Origin of the sequence: Faecalibacterium sp. Marseille-P9312, from assembly GCF_902497445.1 — a bacterium.
In the GTDB taxonomy this organism is placed as follows: Bacteria; Bacillota; Clostridia; order Oscillospirales; family Ruminococcaceae; genus Faecalibacterium; species Faecalibacterium longum.
This window is the reverse complement of the sequence record NZ_CABVEW010000021.1, coordinates 12,527-32,338: the sequence shown is the minus strand read 5'-3', so window position 1 is coordinate 32,338 and position 19,812 is coordinate 12,527. Positions and strand designations below refer to the sequence as shown.

The window sequence follows — 19,812 nt, the reverse complement described above, 5'->3', positions numbered from 1 at the left end:
GGAATGGTAAAGGAGTGTGTACATGGCACACGATGCAAAACATAAAAAAAGCAGAAAAGGCGGCGCAGCGAAAATGATCCTGATCGTGCTGCTGATCCTGGTACTGGCGGCGGGCGGCTGTCTGCTGGCCATCCGAAAAGAGATCAACGGCAGTGCTTCCGCTGGCGAACCGGTGAGTGTGAGCATCCAGCAGGGCAGCGGCGTGGCAGCCATCGCCCAGAAGCTCAAGACAGCGGGCGTCATCAAGTACCCCCACGTCTTCCGCTGGTATGCAGGCAAGCAGGGCGCGGCAGGCAAGCTCCAATACGGTGAGTTCGACCTCGCCCCCGGCAGCTCCTACGACGACATCATCGAGGCACTTTCCGCCTACGCGAAGGCCGACAGTGTCCGGCTGACCTTCCCCGAGGGTACGACGGCCATCGCCATTGCGAAAAAAATCGAGGATGCCGGGCTGTGCAGCGCCGAGGACTTCCTCAAGGAGGCCAACACCGGCGATTTCAGCCAGTACAGGTTCTGGCAGTACGTCCCCGACGACAAGGACGCCCCGGACCGCTTCCTCAAGTGCGAGGGTTATCTTTTCCCGGATACCTACGATTTCCTGAAGGACGACACCGTCCATCATTACGTTGAGACGTTCTATTCTCACTTCGACAAGCAGATCACCGATGAGATGTATGCCGAGATGGAAAAGCAGGGGATGACCCTCTCCGAGGTGGTCACTCTGGCGTCCTTCGTGCAGGAGGAGGCCGGCAACGATCAGGACGATAATGTGGCGCAGGTGTTCCGCAACCGTCTGGCCGAGGGTTCGCCCTACCCCAAACTGCAGAGCAACACCTCCAGCTACGTCCAGAGCGACGCCGACAACAACTACCTCTGGAACTGGGTCGCGCCCTACTACGGCGGCTGGGACAGCATCCCGGAGAACATTCTGGGAGCCTACGACACATACGCCTGCACCGGGCTCTCCGCCGGCCCGATCTCCAACCCCGGCATCGCAGCCATCCGTGCGGCGCTTGCCCCGCAGCCCGACGAGGAGGCGAAGGACGCCTATTTCTTCGTCACCGACCTTGCTGGTCACTACTACTACGCCCGCACCTACGCAGACCACCAGAAAAACTGCGATGAGGCGGCTAAAGTTAATAAAAGTATGAAGTAAAAGAGGAATACCATGTTACAGATACCGGAACTTCTGGCCCCGGCAGGCGACCTCGAGCGCCTGCGGTATGCCATCAACTACGGCGCGGACGCCGTTTACTGCGCTCTGCCCGAGTTCGGGATGCGCTCTGCACCCACCAACTTCACCCCGGAGCAGCTGAGCGAGGGCGTCATCTATGCTCACGCCCGGGGCCGCAAGGTCTACCTGACCATGAACACCCTGCCCACCAACGAGGAGGCTGACCGTCTGCCTCAGGCCATCAAGGACGCTGCCGCCGCCGGTGTGGACGCCTTCATCGTGGCCGACCTCGGCGTGTTGGACGCCTGTAAGACCTTCGCGCCCGACATCGACGTCCATATGTCCACCCAGACCGGCATCACCAACTGGGCCGCTGCCCGCGCCGCCTACAATATGGGCGCGAAGCGGGTGGTGCTGGCCCGGGAGATGACCCTGCAGGACATCGCCACCCTCCGCGACAAGACCCCGCCGGAGCTGGAAATTGAGGCTTTCGTCCACGGCGCCATGTGCATGAGCGTCTCGGGTCGCTGCCTGCTCTCCAACTACATGGCAGGCCGCGACGCAAACCGCGGCCAGTGCGCCCAGCCCTGCCGCTGGAAGTACTATCTCAGCGAGGAGACCCGCCCGGGCCAGCTCTATGAGATCGGCGAGAACGAGAACGGCAGCTACATCCTCAACGCCAACGATATGTGTACCGCGCCCTTCCTCGACCTCATCTGCAACGCGGGCGTGGACAGCCTCAAGATCGAGGGCCGCGCCAAGACGTTCTACTACGTCGCCAGCGTGACGGCGGCCTACCGCCGCGCCCTCGACCAGTATCTGGCCGACCCGATGAACGAGAACTTCGAGCTGCCGGAAGAGGTTTTGGATGAGCTGACCCGCACCAGCCACCGCCACTATTCGCCCGGCTTCTACTTTGGCCGGGAGCAGGCCCGTCAGGCCACCGACAGCGCGACTTACATCCGCGAGTGGGAGTTTGTCGGTACGGTGGACGGCTGGGAGAACGGCGTCGCCAGCTGCCAGCAGCGGGGCAAGTGGAGCCTCGGCGACACGCTGGAAGTGCTCTGCCCGGATGGCCGCAGCATCCCGCTGGACCCCGAGTGGATCAAGAATGAGGCCGGTGAGCTGGTGGAGTCCACGCCCCACGCGATGGAGCGCTATACCATCCCCACCCCGGAGCTGCCGCCGATGAGCCTGCTGCGCCGGAAAGTCTGAAAATCAAAAGCAAAGCCGCCTGTCATTCGTTGAATGACAGGCGGCTTTTATCGTATATTTCTATTATTCCGGCTTGACCTGCAGCTCCTGCTCGCAGTAGATGCAGCGATACTTGCCGTTGGAGCTCAGCTCGAAGATCTGGTCACACTCTTCCTCGATGGAGGAGATGCAGCGGGGGTTCTTGCACCGCACGATGTTGACCAGACGCTTGGGGGGCTGGGGCTTTTCCTTCTTGACGGCCTTGCCGTTCTCGATGACGGTCACGCTGATGTCGGGGTCGAGATAGGCCAGCACGTCGAGGTTGAGCCAGGAGGCGTCGCCCTCCACCTTGATGATGTCCTTCCGGCCCGACTCTGCCTTGTGGCTGCGGGCGTTCTGGATGAGGGCCACGCTGGAGGTGCGGTTGCCCTTGATGCCCAGCAGGTCCATCAGGCCGATGGCCGTGCCTGCCTTGATATGGTCGATAACGATACCGTTCTGAATTTCATCAATGTTCAGCATCTCAGTTGCCCTCCTTTTCAGCCTTGGGGTCCTTGAGACCCAGCAGTGTCATGATCAGCGCCATGCGGATGTAAACGGCGTTCTGCACCTGCTCAAAATAGGCGGCGCGGGGGTCATCGTCCACGTCCAGCGTGATCTCATTGACGCGGGGCAGGGGATGGAGCACGGCCATGTCAGGCTTGGCAAGGGCCATCTTCTCTTTGGTGAGGATATAGCTGTTCTTCAGACGGACATAGTCTTCCTCGTTGAAGAAACGCTCCTTCTGGACGCGGGTCATGTAGAGGATGTCCAGCTCGGGCATGGACTCCTCGAGGCTGCGGGTCTCCTTGTAGGGGATGTGGTTGGCCTCGAGCACGTCGGTGATGATGTAGTCCGGCACACGCAGCTCTTCGGGGCTGATGAGGACGAAGCGGATGTTCTCACAGCGCGCCATGGTCTTGATGAGGGAGTGGACGGTGCGTCCAAACTTGAGGTCGCCGCACAGGCCGATGGTCAGGTCGTTCAGACGGCCCTTGCGGCGGCGAATGGTCATCAGGTCGGTCATGGTCTGGGTCGGATGCTGGTGGCCGCCGTCGCCTGCGTTGATGACAGGGATGCGGGAGTACCGGCTGGCCCGCAGCGGTGCGCCCTCCTTGGGGTGGCGCATGGCCACGATGTCGGCGTAACAGGAGACGACGCGGATGGTGTCGGCCACGCTCTCGCCCTTGGATGCACTGGAGACGGTCTCGCTCGGGAAGCCGAGGACATGTCCGCCGAGGTTCAGCATCGCGGCCTCAAACGAAAGACGGGTACGGGTGGACGGCTCGTAGAACAGAGTAGCCAGCTTTTTGTGGGCGGCCACGTCCTGATAGGCGGCCGGGTCGGCGCAGATGCGGTCGGCCAGGTCCAGCAGAGAGGTGATCTCCTGCTGACTGAAATCCAACGGATCGATTAGATGACGCATATTCTTTTGTTTCCCTCCGTCAAAGAAGCTTTCGAAGAATCGAGAAGTCGAAGAAGTTCGTGTAGTAGCTCAACGAACGCATGACGGGATGGCAGAGCCGGTTGTAGCATATCTCATCCAGCAGCAGCATGGCCTCGCCCGGGGCCAGACGCATGGCGGCCCGGATAGGCTCGTCGCCGCAGCTGGCCTTGAGGTGGGCCACATTGGAAGCCACCTGCTGGCGGCACTCCCGCTCCAGAACATCGAAGATGTCACCCGACAGGTCGATGCGGGTGTAGTCCCGGTTCCCAAACAGGGCGCGGGGCAGGTAGTCGATGGAGTAGATGACAGGGGTGGTGTCGGCGAGGATGCGCTTCTTGATGCAGATGACATCGTCGCCGGGCTCGATGGCCAGATCACGGGCCAGCTCTTCGCCTGCGCGGACGGGGTAGATCTGGATGCCGTCGGCGTGGGGGTAGCTGCCAAAGCTGCGGATGAGCGGGTAATACTCCAGCTTCTGGTCCAACCGGCTGCGCAGGTTCAGGACACTTCGGTTGACCACTGTGCCGATGCCGCGCACCCGCTCGATGTAACCCGCACGCTCCATCTCGCTCAGCGCATCGCGGATGACGGTGCGGCTGACGCTGAGTTCGGCGGCAAGGTCTACCTCAGCGGGCAGACGGTCGGTCTGTGCATAGCGGCCTGTGCGCAGTTCCTCCAGCAGAGCGCTGACGATGCGGTCGCTGATGACAGCACCACCCAGGCGGCTGGAAGAAGATAAGCTGGAATCTCTCATGGTTCGTTTCCTCCGGTACACGGGCAGGGCGGCCCTGCCTGGACTTCCGAAAAAGCTGTGCCTGAGCACAAAACTCTTCCTGCAAATATTATAGCATAAATTGACAATGATTCAAACGGCATTTATACTGGAATCAGCCGGAAAGTATGATTTTATTTTGGAGGGATAGAGCAAGAATGGAAGTTCTTCTGCACAAAGTGTGCGGACGGCCCGCAAGCCGCACCATGACCCTGCGCGCTGCCGGGCCGGAGGATGCCGCCGCCTTTTACGCCTTGCAGAACGAGGTGCGGGCCGCGATGCCCCACCCGGAGCAGTTCGTACCCGACACGCTGGAAAACATCGCCCGTTACCTGAAAGAGGACCTGTGCATCGGCGGGTGGGACGGCGGGCGGCTGGGGGCCTACTTCATCCTGCGGTACTGCGGGCAGGACGCGCACAACTACGCCGCCTTTATGGGCATCCCGCGAGAAGAGTGGGACGGCTGGGCCAACGCCGACAGCGCCATCGTCCACCCCGGCTACCGGGGCAACGGTCTGCAAAGGAAGCTGCTGGAGGCGGCGCTTGCCCGGCTCCGCCCGGGCATCGTGGGCATCGGGGCCACCGTCAGCCCGGAAAATCAGTACAGCCTCAACAACGCTCTGGCCAGCGGCTTTGAGATCGTCTGCCGCCGGGAGATGTACGGCGGGTATGACCGGTATCTGCTGGCGAAGAGGCTATAAAATGATACAGCCCCGCCTTTCTTCGGAAAGGCGGGGCTGTTCTTTTTTTGCTATGCCGGAAAAGTCGTACTGTTCATGAATCTACGCTGGTATGTCATGAAAAGGACTTGACAAAAATATAGGGGGGGGGGGGGGTAGAATAGAGCCGCAGAAATCCTGCAATAAAATTCAGGAGGTAAAAAAGAGTATGCGGTTACGGAAAAATATGAAGCGTGCGGCGGCAGCCGCCCTGGCCCTGAGCATGGCACTTTCGGCGGCAGCCCCGGCGGCACTGGCAAAGGATTATTATATCGAAAACGGTGATATTACGGTGACCGTTACGGAAGAGGGCGACACCTATGTCCGTGTCGGCGATGCGAAAGACAAAGATGACATCGGAGTGAAAGACGACACGGACGTGGTCATCAAGGGCGGCAAGGACCCGAACAAACCAGCGGAGACCAACTCTGACGGGTCGGCGGACGAGGTCGAAAAACAGAAGCCGGTGGTGGATGCCGAGCCGGGAGAGCCTGCGGAGAATACCGGCACGGAGCTCGTCGTCTGGCCCGAGGACGCGAAAAGCGGGGAAGCCCAGGAAAAGGACGACCCGGAGCCTGAAGAAGGAGAGCCGAAGACACCGGACACGCAGAAGCCTGTCGAGAAGGCCGCAGAGGACGAAGATGACGACAAGGACATCATGACCTATGAGGCCAACACTGCCAGCACGTTGACAAAGGTTGCGAACGAAGCGGTACAGAATATCATCAAGATCATCAATAATTGCACCAAAAAAGACACGACGGTCACGATCGAAAACGTGAATATCTATCAGTACGCCTATGATTATAAGGCCGCGATGTCTGTCGAGGGCGCAGGCGACACGACCCTGAAGCTGGTGGGGGACAATACCTTGAGAGGTGGACATTCTTGTGCGGGCTTGGAAAAGGATGATGAGTACTCTACCGGAAAACTGACCATCACCGCAGAAGATACAAGCGCCTCTTTGAAGGCGTATGGTGGTCAGAATTCTGCGGGCATTGGTGGAGGATCTTATGATAGCACCTCGAAGCTGGAAATTGCAAACGGAAAAATCTATGCAGAAAGTGGTTTCAATATGGGTGCAGGCATTGGCGGCGGCATGTACGGAAAAGGTGAAGTGACCATTTCCGGCGGGGATGTGACTGCTCATGGAGGGCATACTGCGGCAGGTATTGGCGGCGGTTTTAGGGGCTCGGGAGACGTTACCATCCTTGGCGGCACGGTAACTGCGATACCTGCTGAGGGCAGTAACTCTAATGTCACAGGCATTGGCGGCGGCTTTGGCTGCGATGAAAAATCGACCGTTCGTATCCTCGGCGGTGTTGTCGATGCCGTGGGCAACGGATGTGGAAGCGGCATTGGCGGAGGCGAAGGTGATGTAGAGGTCGAGATTGGCGGCGGTGCGCAGGTGACTGCAAAAGGCGGCCTGGGCGATAACAAGTTCAATCGCGGTCCAGGCGCCGCCATCGGCACAAACGGCGATGCAGACGGCAAAGCTGGTAAAGAGCTGGATGTAAATGCCAGCGGTGAGGGTACGGTCACCCGGATTAACTCCAAGTTGACCTCTGATTGTGAGCATAAATGGACACTTGTCTCCTCTACTCCTGCGGCTGTCGGCCAGCTGGGCGAAAAAGTGTATGAATGTTCTTCTTGCGGCTCCACAAGGACTGTATACAAGTTTGTACTTCCGGAACCTGCACCTGTGGAGGAGGAGCAGAACGGCAGGATCGTTTTGAGAGTTATAGACGCTCCCTATGAGATGCATCAGGAGTCTACCCGCTACATCGTCACGGCAGACTCTGATACCGCCACCCTCTTCGGCTGTCTGGGCAATCTGGCAGAACTGAAAGCGCAGGGCGTAGATACCCTCGTCTTCCGCACTAAGAGCCGCGAGACGGCGCTGGACATCGATACCATGCTGTCGCTGGGCGCAGAGGACACCATCTTCACCCTCACCCACAGCGGCAGCTCTGCCACCCTCACCGTGGGCGGCGCAGACCACAGCGAACTGATCCACTAACTAACCAACCCCCAAGGCGGAGCGTTTCCGCATCCCTCCGCTTTGTACGAAAAGCCCCCGGCACGTTCCGCAGCGTGCCGGGGGTTTGCCCTCTCAGTCTCACTTCGTTCGCCAGCTCTCCCAGAGGGGGAGCCTCTGGCGTGTCGGCCAAGCCCACGCTGGACGAGCAAAGCTTACTCTATCCGGAAACAGTAGTGCCCTGCTACCAAGGCCAGCAGCAGCTTGACAAGGAACATGGTTCCGCAGCTGCTGCCCTCTGTAGCAGGGCAGTATTTTTTGCGTTATATCAGGCTTCGCTCGTCCAGACGAAAGCTGACCGACATGCCAATGGCTCTCCCTCTGGGAGAGCTGGCGCGGAGCGCCTGAGAGGGCAAGGACGCTGCCAAACAGCTCTTGCACTGCGATAGTATCGCTCTGACAAAAGAGTCTGCCTATCGCTTCGTAGCGGCTTTGCCGTAACTGGCTTGCCCTCTCCGTCACGCCTGCGGCGTGCCACCTCTCCCAAAGGGAGAGGCCTTGGCAGGCCGGGCCACTTTTTACTGGACGCCTGAGGCCCGATATGGCGTAAAAGGGCGGGCCTCGCTACAGAGGGCAGCGGCTTCTGGACAACGCTCCTTGTCAAGCTGTCGCTGGCCCAGACAACGGAGCACTACCGTTTCCGGGACATCGTGCTTCGCTCGTCCAGACGAAAGCTGACCGACATGCCAATGGCTCCCCCTTTGGGGGAGCTGGCGCGGAGCGCCTGAGAGGGCAAGGACGCTGCCAAACAGCTCTTGCACTGCGATCGTATCGCTCTGACAAAGAGCCTGCCTATCGCTGCGCAGCAGCTTTAAGGTTCTCGTTCATCTTATGCCGTACCACCAGCAGGCAGGCCAGATGCACCAGTGTAGTGAGGATCCAGCTGACGGGGTAGCTGAGGTAAAGCATCGTGGTGGTGTGGAACAGCCGGAAGATGGTGGCGATCCAGACGAGGCGGAGCAGGCAGCTGCCCACGAGGCTGACCACCATCGGCAGGACGGAGTAGCCCCGGCCGCGCAGACAGCTGGCCAGAACATCCATGCCGCCGCAGAGCAGATAGGTGGTGCAGATGATGTGCATACGGGCCAGACCGGCAGTCACCACGACCTCATCGGAGGAGTAGAAGTGGAGCAGCGGTTCGCCCAGCAGGGAAGCACCGCCGCCCAGCACGAGGCCGGTGACGATGGAGCAGAGCAGGCAGTTGCGCATGACGCGGTCCAGATTGTCGTACCGGCGGGCGCCCATGTTCTGGCTCGTGAAGGTGACAGCGGCCTGAGCGAAAGCGTTCATGGCGGTATAGACGAAGCCCTCGAGGTTGGAAGCGGCAGAGTTGCCGGCCACGACGATGGAGCCGAAGGAGTTGACCGCCGACTGGATGACGACGTTGGAGAGGCTGAACACGGTGCTCTGCAGACCGGCAGGCAGGCCGATGCGCAGGATCTGGCCCAGAGCCCCCGCATGGAAGCCCAGATGGCCGAGGTCGAGGTGGAGCGGGCCTTTCTCCTTCACCAGCAGGGCCGTGACCATGCAGGCGGAGACGGTCTGACTGATGATGGTGGCCAGAGCGACGCCCGCCACGCTCATGGAGAAGAGGATGACGAACACGAGGTTCAGCACCACATTGATGAGGCCCGCCACGGCCAGACAGAACAGAGGCCGCTTTGTGTCGCCCACGGCGCGCAGGAGGGCCGAGCTGAAGTTGTACAGCATGGTCATGGGCATACCGATGAAGTATATCTTGAGGTAGAGGGTGGACAGGCCGATGACGTCCTCCGGGCAGCTCATCAGCTCCAGCAGGACGCGGGCGGCAAAAAAGCCCACCACGGCCAGTAAGAAACCGCTGACGAGACCCAGCGTCACGGAGGTCTGGACAGTGTTGTGGACGCCCTCATCGTCCTTCGCGCCGAAGCAGCGGGCCGCGACGACGTTCGCGCCCAGCGACAGGCCCACGAACAGGTTGACCAGCAGGTTGATGAGCGCACCGTTGGAGCCGACAGCGGCCAGCGCCGTGCTGCCCGCAAAGCGTCCCACGACGACGACATCGGCTGCGTTGAACAGCAGCTGCAGGATGCTGGATGCAGCCAGCGGCAGGGAAAACAGGATGATCTTTTGCAGCATGGGGCCGCTGGTCAAATCGCCTGTCCGGGTATTCTGTGCCATGAAAATGCTCTGCCTCCTCAAATATCAGATGGTACTCACGAAAAAACGCGCCGCTCAACAGCGAGCGACGCAGATAATATTATAATACGATTTCAGGTAAAAAACAAGTAAAATCAAAGCTTTTTCCGTACAAAAATGCACCCCTGCACACAGGGTGCAGGGGCGCGGAGGTACATTTGCGAAACAGAACGCTTACTTCTGGGGCTTCATGTAGATGTGGTGAGGCAGACCGGCGATGTAGAGCGGGGTCAGCTCAGCCTGAATGAGGGGCCGTGCGTAAGCGAGGAAGTCTTCCGTCATCTGGGTGTGATCCTCGTTCATCCAGCTCAGCGGCACCTTCTTCTCGAGATTTGCGACCTCGCTGATGGGGTGCAGCTCAGTGGTACACTGATAGGGGCTGTTGGAGATGCGCTTCAGGGCCACCATCTGGCCGGTGACGCCCTCAAACGCAGCCTTGACAGCAGCACCGCCGACCTGATAGGCCTCGGTGATATCGGTGCGGCTGGTCAGGTGGCCGGCGCAGCGCTGCAGGGTGGAAAGCTCGATGCAGCGGGTCTTGGTGTCCAGATTGCGGGCCACGACGTTGGCCAGATAGCGGGCGGTGCCGGTCAGGGCCTTGTGGCCGAAAGCGTCCACTGCGTGGACATCGTCGGCCAGCTCACAGACATAGCGGCCATCCTCGAGCTTGACGCCCTCAGACACCGCGATGACGATGCTGGGCTTCTTCTCCTGCATCACGCGCACCTTCTCGATGAAGTGCTCCACATGGAAGGGGACTTCGGGCAGGCAGATCATGTCCACGCCCTCGCAGTCGTCGCTCTTGGCCAGTGCGGCGGCGGCGGTCAGCCAGCCGGCGTTGCGGCCCATGATCTCGACGACGGTGACGTACTTGGTGCCGTAGACGGTGGCGTCGCGGATGATCTCCTTCATCACCACGCCGATGTACTTGGCCGCAGAGCCGTAGCCGGGGGTGTGGTCGGTGACCATCAGATCGTTGTCGATGGTCTTAGGCACGCCCATGAAGCGGATGTCGCTCTGGATGCACTCGCCGTACTCAGCCAGCTTGCCGATGGTGTCCATCGAGTCGTTGCCGCCGATGTAGAAGAAGCAGCCGATGTCCAGCTTTTCGAGGATGGCGAAGAGCTTCTTGTACAAGGCCTCGTCGGTGTGCCAGTCGGGCAGCTTGTAGCGGCAGCTGCCGAGGAAGCTGGAGGGGGTGCGCTTGAGCAGCTCGATGTCGAGGTCATCGGTCAGCAGGGTGGACAGGTCCACGACCCGCTCCTCCAGCAGACCGGCGACGCCGTTGCACATGCCGTAGACGACGTCCGCGCCGCGGCTCTTGCAGCTCTCGAACACACCAGCCAGACTTGCGTTGATGACAGAGGTGGGGCCGCCGGACTGGCCAACGATTGCATTTTTACCCATGATGATTTCTCCTTTTTTGTTTTTCTGTTTCGGCTTTATAACGAAGCCGTTTTCTAAGCATTGCACACCGTCTGAGCGGTCTTTTTGCCTGCATACTGCGTTGCTTTCCCTTGCAATCCGTCAGGATTACTGCGGAAAATCGCCTTGTCTGCCGACAAAAATCCTCGCCATTCGGCGTACCCTGCTTACGAAAACAACTTCTTTAATCGTGCAGGAGCACGAAAACAGACGCGGGGAAGGGGAGAAGCGAGTTTTCTTACAGGCAGATGTGGCGGGGCGTACCGTTGACGTAGACGGGGGTGACCTCGTCGAGGATGAGCGGGCGGGCGTACTCCTCGAACGCCGCCGTCACCTGCATCCCGTCGGGGGTGATCCAGTCCAGCGGCACCTTCTTTTCGAGGTTTGCCACCTGCTGGACGTCCACCGCCTCGGTGATGCACTGGTAAGGATACTCGGAAATGCGCTTGAGGGCGATCATTTTGCCCGTCTCACCGGCAAAGGCTGCGGCTGCCGCTGCGCCGCCCACGGCGTAGGCCTCGTTGACATCGGTGCGGCTGGCCAGATGGCTGGCGCAGCGCTGCAGCGTCGAGAACTCGATGGCGCGGCTCTTGCAGTTCAGCTTGTCGTGGATGAGGTCGGACAGATAGCGGCTGGTGCCGCTGAGGATGGCTTTGTGGCCGAAAGCGTCCAGCTGGCCTGCCGTGGACACGAGGTCGCACAGATAGGTGCCGTCGGCGGTCTTGACGCCCTCGCTGGCCGCGATGATGACGTTGGACTTCACCCGCTGCAGCTCATCCACTCTGGCGAGGAACTTGTCCTGGTCAAAGGGGACTTCCGGCAGAAGGATGAGGTCGGGGCCGTCGCTGTCGTCGCCGCCTGCGAGGCAGGCCGCACCGGCCAGCCATCCGGCGTGACGGCCCATGATCTCGGCCACAGTCACGCTGCGGATGTCGTAGACGGAGGAGTCACGGATGACTTCCTTGAGGATGGTGGCGATGTACTTGGCCGCAGAGCCGTAGCCGGGGGTGTGGTCGGTGAGGCAGAGGTCATTATCGATGGTCTTGGGTACACCGATAAAACGCACCGCACTGCCTACCTGTGCGCCGTAGCGGCTGAGCTTGGCGATGGTGTCCATCGAGTCGTTGCCGCCGATGTAGAACACCGCGCAGATGTCGTACTTGTCAAACAGGGCGAACAGCTTGACGTAGGGCGTGGAGTCCGCCTCCGGCTCGGGGAGCTTGTAGCGGCAGCTGCCCAGATAGCTGGACGGCGTGCGCTTGAGCAGCTCGATGCTGAGCCGGTCGCCCAGCAGGACGTTCAGCTCCACGAGTTCCTCTTTCAGCAGTCCCTCGATGCCGTATTTCATGCCGTAGACCTTGTCTGCGCCCAGACTGCAGGCGGCTTTATAGACGCCTGCGAGACTGGAATTGATGACGGCGGTAGGGCCGCCGCTCTGGCCGATGATGACATTCTTGGCCATGAGAACCTCCTTGTACCATTTACCGATAAATTGGACTTCCTGTGCGCCGCAGCACCGCTCCGCGCTGTCCCCGTTTCGCGGTCCGTACACCCTGCACAGTGTACGGACGGGGGAACAGCCAACAATCGATGACTGCAACTCGCACAAAAATTCTGGCAGGTCGTGCAAGCACTTCGAGAAATGTGTGCAAAAACCTGCTCTTCTTCTATTGTAACCGTTTTGCCTGTTGTATGCAAGTCCTAATTGGTTGCAGAGGCAAAAAAATTATGATAAAATAGGTACTGCACAGCTCTGCCGGGCCGGAAAGTAGGGATAACCCGCCGACACCCGGGCAGACTAAGAGCAGAACCAAACGAAAGCGGGAACACCTTTATGGGCATTTCACACGATTATCATAGCACGGGCCGGAGCCGCAGAGGCGGTCCCGGCGGAGTCATCCGGTTTGCGGGGGCCGTGGCCGGCATCCTGCTGGTGAGCTTCGCCATCACGGCCATCCTCGAGCACGGACAGGCACAGCCCGAAGAGCTGCCCACCGTGACGGCCAACGGCACGGCGCAGAACATTCTGGCCCCGCTGCCCATGCAGGGCGCGGCGGACAGCACCACCGACAGCGCCGTCAGCGGCGGGGAGAACGCGGCGGCAGACGGCACGCCCGCCGTGACCCTCGAGCAGTTCGGCCCGGCCCGTCAGACGGCGGGAGCCTACAGCGTCAAAGCCTACGACAGCAGCGTCATCCGCCAGCCTGCCAGCGGCCAGGTCGATTTGAGCTACTTCTCCGATGCCGCCTTCCTTGGCGACAGCCTGACGGTGGGCTTCTCCGACTATAAGATCAACCTCGGCGGTGCGCTCATCTGCGGCTACACCGGCGTCGGTCCGGACGCCATCGTCAACCGCAGCGCCGTCAAGAGCAGTGTGCGGGGCGAGGAAGTCGCGCTGGACGTGCTGGCCGCTGCTCAGCCCAAAAAACTGTATATCCTGCTGGGTACCAACACCCTGACCACCGTGGGTGCGGCGGACCGCTTCCTCGCTTACTACGGCCAGATGCTGGACGTGCTGCGCCAGACGCTGGGGGAGGACTGCGTCATCTATGTGGAGTCCATCCCGCCCGTCCGCCCCGAGGCCGCAGCGGAGAAGCCGGGCCTTGCCTCGGACATCATCCGCTCGGTGAATGAGCAGCTGGCCCTGCTGGCCGCAGATAAGGGCTGTGTCTACCTCGATTTGTGGGAGACGCTGGCCGACGGCGAGGGCAACCTGAAAGAGGTACTGGCTGCGCCGGACGGCGTCCACTTCTCGGCGGGCAACGGCTACGGCGCGTGGGTCACTTACCTGCGCAACCACGCCAAGTATTCTGCCGATAATGCATGGACGCCCGGCAGTGCCTACGCAGGCTGAAAGACAAAAGAAAGCTTACAAAGAGCCGCGCCCTGAGGGAAATACCCCCTCTGGACGCGGCTTTTCTTCGTCAAAATGTCCTGTTTCACAGTGCAATTTCCGTCGAATCTCCGAAATATCGTCAAATACTTGACAAAATTTAGGGGGGGGGGGGGTATCATAAAAATCAGCAAGACCCCCGAACGACAAACGAAAAAGTGGGAGGAAATTGACGATGAGATGGATGAAACGATTGGCCGCCGGCGTTCTGGCGGCAGGTATGGCGCTTGCGCTCCTGACTGCTTGCGGCAGCAGCAAGAATGACGGCGTTGCACCGCCGGTGCCGATCACTCCGCCGAAGACAGAGGCTCCTAATGAGACCATTACCGGCCACAATGTGGGAGGCAAGTATCGGTATCTCCAATACCGTGTGGTTGGAACATCCGGTGTGGGCGAGCTGAAATATGTGGTGACAAATGGCAGTGATGGCGACACTTATGTTGGAAACGATGATAAGGGCGTGATCATTTCTTATTGGAGTAGGAATACGGATTACAGAGTAGATAATACGGCGACGAAGATCGAGGGCGCTGACCCCTCTACGGAAACATGGGACGAGAGAGCACTCCACCTTTTTTCTTATAATAATGGCGGTTTTCCGAATTCAACGGAATTCAAGTGCTACAGTGTTAAGTACAACGGAAAAGAATACTTGGCAGAAGAAGGTAGAGCTAATAATGGTTACAAATATATCTTCTACTACGAGTCTGCGGCATCTACGGCACCAGCCTATATGATGATGGAGGAACCCGATGGGAGTGCGTCGGGTATGATCAAGATCGAGGGCTGGGTTGTCGGCAACGATATGGATTCCGTGATCCCGGAGCGGTATAGAACGCCGAGGCCTGTTTATAGCAAGTTGCGCTACTCCAGCTACACCGGGTATAGTGCTTAAATTATCGTTGTGCATCCAAAACGCAGGCTGCGATAAATGATCTCAATTCCCCGGGGCCGGATATGGCTCCGGGGTTATTTGGTGCCTTCGGTGCAAAAAAATCCCGCCCTTTGCACATAAAGTGCAGAGAGCGGGACGTTTTGTTTTTATGGAGAAGGGCAGAGGGACGAATTACTTCAGCTTGCTCTTGGCCTTCATGCGCTGCTCGTGGTTGAGGATCTGCTTGCGGATGCGCAGATTCTCGGGAGTGACCTCCAGCAGCTCGTCCTGAGCCAGGAACTCGAGGCAGCCCTCGAGGCTCAGCTTGCTGATGGGGATGAGGCGCAGAGCATCGTCAGAGCCGGAAGCACGGGTATTGGTCAGGTGCTTGGTCTTGCAGACGTTGACATCGACGTCCTCGCCGGAAGCGGTGTAGCCGATGACCATGCCCTCGTAGACCTTCTCGCCGGCGCCCACCAGCAGAGTGCCGCGCTGCTGCGCGTTGAACAGGCCGTAGGTGACGGCCTCGCCGGTCTCAAAGCTGACCAGAGAACCGGTGGAGCGGTTGGCGATCATGCCAGCCCAGACGTCATAGCCGTCGAAGATCTGGTTGATGATGCCCTCGCCGTGGGTATCGGTCAGGAACTGGTTGCGGTAGCCGAACAGGCCGCGGCTGGGCATACGGAACTCCAGACGCACACGGTCGGAACCCAGAGACTCCATCTGCTGCAGGATGGCCTTGCGCTGGCCCAGACCGGTCATAACAGCACCCTGATACTGGGAGGGGACGTCGATGACGACGTGCTCCATAGGCTCGTAGGTCTTGCCGTCGATGACCTTGGTCAGAACGTGCGGGGGAGAGACCTGCAGCTCATAGCCTTCGCGGCGCATGGTCTCGATGAGGATGGACAGATGCATCTCACCACGGCCCATGACACGGAAGGAATCGGTGGTGGCGGAATCCTCCACCTTCAGAGCGACGTCCTTCAGCAGCTCTTTCTGCAGACGGTCACGGATCTGGCGGCTGGTGACATACTTGCCCTCACGGCCGGCCAGCGGGCTGTCGTTGACGGAGAAGGTCATCTCGACGGTGGGGTCGTTGATCTTCACGAAGGGCAGCGGCTCGATATTGGAGGGGCTGCACAGGGTGTTGCCGATGGTGACGTCGGGCAGACCGGAGAAAGCCACGATGTCGCCTGCGGTGATGTTGTCGCAGGGCTGACGGCCATTGGCCTGGAAGTCATACAGCTTGGTCAGACGGCCGCGCATCTTGAGGTCGGGGTTGTGCCAGTCGCACACGACCACTTCCTCGCCCACCTTGGCGACGCCGTTCTGGATGCGGCCGATGCCGATGCGGCCAACGAACTCGTTGTAGTCCACAGAGGACACCAGCATCTGGAAGGGAGCCTCGGGGTCGCCCTCGGGCGGCTTGATGGTGCTCAGCAGGGTGTCGAACAGGGGAACCAGGTCAGTGCCGGGCACATCGGGGTCAAGGCTTGCAGTGCCGTCACGGCCGCAGCAGAACAGCATGGGGCAGTCCAGCTGCTCGTCGGTAGCACCCAGGTCCATCAGCAGGTAGAGGACCTCGTCGATGACTTCCTTGATGCGGGCGTCGGGACGGTCGATCTTGTTGATGGCGACCACAAGGCTCAAATTCTGCTGCAGAGCCTTCTGCAGCACGAAACGGGTCTGGGGCATGCAGCCCTCAGCAGCGTCCACCAGCAGCAGAACGCCGTTGACCATCTTCAGCACGCGCTCGACCTCGCCGCCGAAGTCGGCGTGGCCCGGGGTATCGACGATATTGATCTTGACGCCCTTGTAGGTGCAGGAGCAGTTCTTGGCCAGAATGGTGATGCCGCGCTCACGCTCGATGTCACCGCTGTCCATGACACGCTCAGCCACAGCCTGATTGTCGCGGAAAGCGCCGCTCTGGCGCAGCAGGGCGTCCACCAGCGTGGTCTTGCCGTGGTCAACGTGAGCGATGATAGCGACATTGCGCAAATCGTTACGAACCATAAAATACAACCTCTCTATTTTGAATCTCAGTAGAAGTTACGTCATACGATTTAAGTTTATATCATCCGGGGGTGGTTTGTCAAGATTGTATAAAAAATTTTTGATGGATTCGGCGTTTTGCCCGAGAATCGGCTGTCGATTTGGGCGGCATTACAGCGCGAAACGTGATATACTTAATGTACCAAGGTTGGATAATCCTGTTGGAGGTGTGTCTATGAAACTGACGTTTTTGGGTGCCAACCACGAAGTGACCGGCAGCTGTACCCTCTTGGAAGCGGCGGGACAGCGCTACCTCATCGACTGTGGTATGGAACAGGGCAAGGATGTCTATGAGAACCAGCCCATCCCCGTTGCGCCGGGCGAGATCGACGGCGTGCTGGCCACCCATGCCCATATCGACCACACGGGTCTTCTGCCTCTTCTGGTGCGCAACGGCTTCCGGGGCAGGATCTACGCCACCAGGCCCACGGCAGAACTGTGCAGCATCATGCTGCGCGACTCGGCGCACATCCAGGAATTCGAAGCCGAGTGGAAGAACCGCAAGGGCCAGCGCTCCGGTGCAGAGCCTGTGGAACCCATGTACACCGTTCAGGACGCCGAGGCAGCCATCGCGCTGTTCCGGGGCTATGATTACAATAAAGAGATCGAGCTTGCGCCCGGCATCGTCATCCGCTTTGTGGATGTGGGCCATCTGCTGGGCTCGTCCAGTATCGAGATATGGGTGACGGAGAACGGCGCGACCACAAAGCTGGTCTTCTCCGGCGACATCGGCAACCTCGACCAGCCTATCATCAAAGACCCCACGTATCTGAAGGACGCAGACTATGTCTTTATGGAGTCCACCTACGGTGACCGCAGCCACGGCCCGCGGCCTGACTATGTGGCCGAGCTGGCGAAGATCCTGCAGCGCACCTTCGACCGCGGCGGCAATGTGGTCATCCCGAGCTTTGCAGTGGGCCGCACTCAGGAACTGCTCTACTTCATCCGCGAGATAAAGGAAAAGAACCTGGTCACCGGCCACGGCTGCTTCCCGGTGTACATCGACAGCCCGCTGGCCATCGAGGCCACCCGCATCTTCAAGGACACTGACTCCTCCTGCTTTGATGAAGAGACCAACGCCCTGCTGGCAAAGGGCATCGACCCCATCCAGTTCCCGGGCCTGAAGGTCAGCGTCACCAGCGATGAGTCCCGTGCCATCAACACCGACCCCGTGCCGAAGGTCATCATCTCGGCCAGTGGCATGTGTGAAGCGGGCCGTATCCGCCACCACCTCAAGCACAACCTCTGGAGGAAGGAATGCACCATCCTCTTTGTGGGCTATCAGGCCGTGAGCACGCTGGGCCGCTCTCTGCTGGAGGGTGCGGACAACGTGAAGCTCTTCGGCGAATCCATCGAGGTGCAGGCGGAGATCTGCCAGCTCACCGGCCTTTCGGGCCACGCCGACAGGGAGGGCCTGCTGAAGTGGGTCAACTCCTTTGAGCCGAAGCCCAAGCGGGTGTTCATCATCCACGGCGAGGATGAGGTGGAGAACATCTTTGCCCAGACCCTCACCGAGCAGGGCTTCAACGCCTGCGCACCTTATAATGGTGAGCAGTGGGCCATCGGTGCCGAGGGCGCGGTCTGCCTGAAGGAAGGCACCCGTATCCGCATCGAGCACCACGTCAGCGAGGGTGCAGCCCGTGCGGCTACCGTCTTCCAGCGCCTGCTCAATGCCGGTAAGCGCCTGCTGCGGGTCATCGAGCACAACGAGGGCGGCGCCAACAAGGACCTCGCCAAGTTCGCCGACCAGATCAACGCTCTCTGTGACAAGTGGGACAGATGAGGCAAACATCCCGGCGGCATAGCTGCTCCGAAAACATCGTTCTGAAATAAAATGATGGAAAACCGACCCGAGTTCGTGTGCCCTCACACGGCTCGGGTCGGTTCTTTTTTTGCGTCCAAAAGAGGAAAACACAGTTTTCTGTGCGCTTTTGCACAAGTTTCCGACTATTTCACGAGAATCGTTGACTTTGAATGCGCAAAATGCTACCATATGGCACAAGAAAAGGCAAAGATGACGAAATAAAGTTGTTTCACGGGCGCAGAGGCCGGCATCTGTGCGGGAAACGGCTCGAAGTTTTTGCCTGCGTGCGGATGGTATCGGCAGAAGCCTCCGCACAGGAAATGACCGCATTGCATCATTCGATCAAAAAGTCAACAAAAAGAAAGGTCGTGGTCTCTATCGCAATCAAGGAATATTCCATGTCCCGGGACTCCACCCGGCAGCTCTCACCCAGCTTCAAGGTGCGGGAGTTTGCCTGCAAGGGCAGCGATGTTGTCCTCCTCGACGACGAGCTTGTGGTGCTGCTGCAGTGCATCCGGGAGCACTTCGGCAAGCCGGTACATATCACCAGCGGCTACCGCACCGTTGCCCACAACGCTGCCGTGGGCGGCAGCAAGTCGAGCCAGCACCTTCTGGGCCGAGCGGCGGATCTCTACGTCGAGGGTGTGCCGGTGGCTGCCGTTGCCGCCTACGCTGAGACCCTGCTGCCCTCCCGGGGCGGCATTGGACGGTATCCAAAAGACGCCGCCCACCCGAAGCGCAGCACCGGCTGGGTGCATATCGATACCCGGGCGGGCAAGAGCCGGTGGAAGAGGTAAAAAGACTCTGAAACTGTTATTGCTATTACAATAGGAAAGCGGCCCTCTCCCGGAAAAGGGAAGAGGGCCGTTTTCTTGCAGCAACGCCCCCGCTGGCGGAAACACCGGCGGGGGCGTCAGGTTTATGAATCGGCGCGCAGGAGGTCGGCGGGTCTGATGTGCAGGATGTCGCAGAGTGCAAAGAGATTATCTGTTTTGGGCATCCCGGCGCCTCGCTCATAATAGCCGATCGTGCCGATGGTGACACCAAGTTTCTCCGCAAGCTCCAGCTGCGTCAGCCCGGCGGCCTGCCGTGCCTCGCGGATGATACGGGCAGATTCGGGGTGGCTGCGGGTGGCCATAAAGAATCACCTCTTTTGCTTATTGTATCTTGATAATATCACATAAAATCTAAAAAGCAAGA

16 protein-coding genes are annotated in these 19,812 nt (G+C 59.7%); 8 read left to right on the top strand and 8 right to left on the bottom strand.

All coding sequences use genetic code 11. The features are described 5' to 3' along the window. Positions 1 to 73: 73 nt before the first annotated feature. Together mltG and F3G95_RS13150 are read left to right on the top strand one after the other, a co-directional pair. Positions 74 to 1,156, top strand: coding sequence for an endolytic transglycosylase MltG (gene mltG, locus F3G95_RS13155; RefSeq protein WP_243130399.1), 1,083 nt, complete (start codon positions 74 to 76; stop codon positions 1,154 to 1,156). Positions 1,157 to 1,168: 12 nt separating this feature from the next. Next, positions 1,169 to 2,389, top strand: a complete 1,221-nt coding sequence (locus F3G95_RS13150; protein WP_149795296.1) for a U32 family peptidase — start codon at positions 1,169 to 1,171, stop codon at positions 2,387 to 2,389. A gap of 63 nt (positions 2,390 to 2,452) precedes the next feature. On the opposite strand, the gene F3G95_RS13145 is transcribed toward F3G95_RS13150, so the two are convergent. Genes F3G95_RS13145 through F3G95_RS13135 form a run of 3 tightly spaced genes read right to left on the bottom strand, consistent with a single transcriptional unit; the run spans position 2,453 to position 4,608 of the window. Continuing rightward, on the bottom strand, positions 2,453 to 2,890 hold the full coding sequence (locus F3G95_RS13145; RefSeq protein ID WP_015563909.1) for an aspartate carbamoyltransferase regulatory subunit: 438 nt from the start codon (positions 2,888 to 2,890) through the stop codon (positions 2,453 to 2,455). A gap of 1 nt (position 2,891) precedes the next feature. Continuing rightward, positions 2,892 to 3,833: an aspartate carbamoyltransferase gene (pyrB, locus tag F3G95_RS13140; protein ID WP_015563910.1), complete on the bottom strand. Its 942-nt coding sequence runs from the start codon at positions 3,831 to 3,833 to the stop codon at positions 2,892 to 2,894. A gap of 19 nt (positions 3,834 to 3,852) precedes the next feature. Then, positions 3,853 to 4,608: a GntR family transcriptional regulator gene (locus F3G95_RS13135; protein ID WP_149795295.1), complete on the bottom strand. Its 756-nt coding sequence runs from the start codon at positions 4,606 to 4,608 to the stop codon at positions 3,853 to 3,855. A gap of 176 nt (positions 4,609 to 4,784) precedes the next feature. On the opposite strand from F3G95_RS13135, the gene F3G95_RS13130 reads away from it, so the two are divergent. Next, the gene (locus tag F3G95_RS13130; protein WP_149795294.1) at positions 4,785 to 5,327 is read left to right on the top strand and encodes a GNAT family N-acetyltransferase; all 543 of its coding nucleotides are present in this window, start codon (positions 4,785 to 4,787) and stop codon (positions 5,325 to 5,327) included. Positions 5,328 to 5,514: 187 nt separating this feature from the next. Beyond that, a complete protein-coding gene (locus tag F3G95_RS13125; RefSeq protein WP_149795293.1) occupies positions 5,515 to 7,365 on the top strand; it encodes a hypothetical protein in 1,851 nt (616 codons plus the stop codon). 810 nt (positions 7,366 to 8,175) lie between these two features. Here the strand turns inward: F3G95_RS13125 and F3G95_RS13120 are convergent. From F3G95_RS13120 to F3G95_RS13110, 3 genes are all read right to left on the bottom strand, one after another. Then, a complete protein-coding gene (locus F3G95_RS13120; RefSeq protein ID WP_149795292.1) occupies positions 8,176 to 9,543 on the bottom strand; it encodes an MATE family efflux transporter in 1,368 nt (455 codons plus the stop codon). A gap of 192 nt (positions 9,544 to 9,735) precedes the next feature. Next, positions 9,736 to 10,968 (bottom strand): 6-phosphofructokinase, encoded by a 1,233-nt coding sequence (locus tag F3G95_RS13115; protein ID WP_149795291.1) that lies wholly within the window; start codon positions 10,966 to 10,968, stop codon positions 9,736 to 9,738. Positions 10,969 to 11,224: 256 nt separating this feature from the next. Beyond that, positions 11,225 to 12,448 carry a 6-phosphofructokinase gene (locus F3G95_RS13110; protein WP_149795290.1) on the bottom strand — a complete coding sequence of 408 codons (1,224 nt, stop codon included), beginning with the start codon at positions 12,446 to 12,448 and terminating at the stop codon, positions 11,225 to 11,227. A gap of 372 nt (positions 12,449 to 12,820) precedes the next feature. Between F3G95_RS13110 and F3G95_RS13105 the strand changes: the two genes are divergently transcribed. Continuing rightward, the gene (locus F3G95_RS13105; protein ID WP_149795289.1) at positions 12,821 to 13,840 is read left to right on the top strand and encodes a GDSL-type esterase/lipase family protein; all 1,020 of its coding nucleotides are present in this window, start codon (positions 12,821 to 12,823) and stop codon (positions 13,838 to 13,840) included. A 214-nt stretch (positions 13,841 to 14,054) separates the two neighbouring features. Further along, the gene (locus tag F3G95_RS13100) at positions 14,055 to 14,774 is read left to right on the top strand and encodes a hypothetical protein (protein WP_149795288.1); all 720 of its coding nucleotides are present in this window, start codon (positions 14,055 to 14,057) and stop codon (positions 14,772 to 14,774) included. 171 nt (positions 14,775 to 14,945) lie between these two features. Here F3G95_RS13100 and typA read toward each other — a convergent pair whose 3' ends face one another. Further along, positions 14,946 to 16,769 carry a translational GTPase TypA gene (typA, locus tag F3G95_RS13095; RefSeq protein WP_149795287.1) on the bottom strand — a complete coding sequence of 608 codons (1,824 nt, stop codon included), beginning with the start codon at positions 16,767 to 16,769 and terminating at the stop codon, positions 14,946 to 14,948. Positions 16,770 to 16,983: 214 nt separating this feature from the next. Here typA and F3G95_RS13090 point away from each other — a divergent pair, with 214 nt between their 5' ends. After that, positions 16,984 to 18,591: an MBL fold metallo-hydrolase gene (locus F3G95_RS13090; RefSeq protein WP_149795286.1), complete on the top strand. Its 1,608-nt coding sequence runs from the start codon at positions 16,984 to 16,986 to the stop codon at positions 18,589 to 18,591. A 398-nt stretch (positions 18,592 to 18,989) separates the two neighbouring features. Further along, on the top strand, positions 18,990 to 19,409 hold the full coding sequence (locus tag F3G95_RS13085) for a D-Ala-D-Ala carboxypeptidase family metallohydrolase (RefSeq protein WP_149795313.1): 420 nt from the start codon (positions 18,990 to 18,992) through the stop codon (positions 19,407 to 19,409). Between the two features lie 122 nt (positions 19,410 to 19,531). On the opposite strand, the gene F3G95_RS13080 is transcribed toward F3G95_RS13085, so the two are convergent. Next, positions 19,532 to 19,750 (bottom strand): helix-turn-helix transcriptional regulator, encoded by a 219-nt coding sequence (locus tag F3G95_RS13080; protein WP_149795285.1) that lies wholly within the window; start codon positions 19,748 to 19,750, stop codon positions 19,532 to 19,534. Positions 19,751 to 19,812 lie beyond the last annotated feature (62 nt).

Coding starts and splice junctions, on each gene's coding strand:
- mltG (WP_243130399.1), top strand. CDS start 74: ATGATCCTGATCGTGCTGCTGATCCTGGTACTGGCGGCGGGCGGCTGT.
- F3G95_RS13150 (WP_149795296.1), top strand. CDS start 1,169: ATGTTACAGATACCGGAACTTCTGGCCCCGGCAGGCGACCTCGAGCGC.
- F3G95_RS13145 (WP_015563909.1), bottom strand. CDS start 2,890: ATGCTGAACATTGATGAAATTCAGAACGGTATCGTTATCGACCATATC.
- pyrB (WP_015563910.1), bottom strand. CDS start 3,833: ATGCGTCATCTAATCGATCCGTTGGATTTCAGTCAGCAGGAGATCACC.
- F3G95_RS13135 (WP_149795295.1), bottom strand. CDS start 4,608: ATGAGAGATTCCAGCTTATCTTCTTCCAGCCGCCTGGGTGGTGCTGTC.
- F3G95_RS13130 (WP_149795294.1), top strand. CDS start 4,785: ATGGAAGTTCTTCTGCACAAAGTGTGCGGACGGCCCGCAAGCCGCACC.
- F3G95_RS13125 (WP_149795293.1), top strand. CDS start 5,515: ATGCGGTTACGGAAAAATATGAAGCGTGCGGCGGCAGCCGCCCTGGCC.
- F3G95_RS13120 (WP_149795292.1), bottom strand. CDS start 9,543: ATGGCACAGAATACCCGGACAGGCGATTTGACCAGCGGCCCCATGCTG.
- F3G95_RS13115 (WP_149795291.1), bottom strand. CDS start 10,968: ATGGGTAAAAATGCAATCGTTGGCCAGTCCGGCGGCCCCACCTCTGTC.
- F3G95_RS13110 (WP_149795290.1), bottom strand. CDS start 12,448: ATGGCCAAGAATGTCATCATCGGCCAGAGCGGCGGCCCTACCGCCGTC.
- F3G95_RS13105 (WP_149795289.1), top strand. CDS start 12,821: ATGGGCATTTCACACGATTATCATAGCACGGGCCGGAGCCGCAGAGGC.
- F3G95_RS13100 (WP_149795288.1), top strand. CDS start 14,055: ATGAGATGGATGAAACGATTGGCCGCCGGCGTTCTGGCGGCAGGTATG.
- typA (WP_149795287.1), bottom strand. CDS start 16,769: ATGGTTCGTAACGATTTGCGCAATGTCGCTATCATCGCTCACGTTGAC.
- F3G95_RS13090 (WP_149795286.1), top strand. CDS start 16,984: ATGAAACTGACGTTTTTGGGTGCCAACCACGAAGTGACCGGCAGCTGT.
- F3G95_RS13080 (WP_149795285.1), bottom strand. CDS start 19,750: ATGGCCACCCGCAGCCACCCCGAATCTGCCCGTATCATCCGCGAGGCA.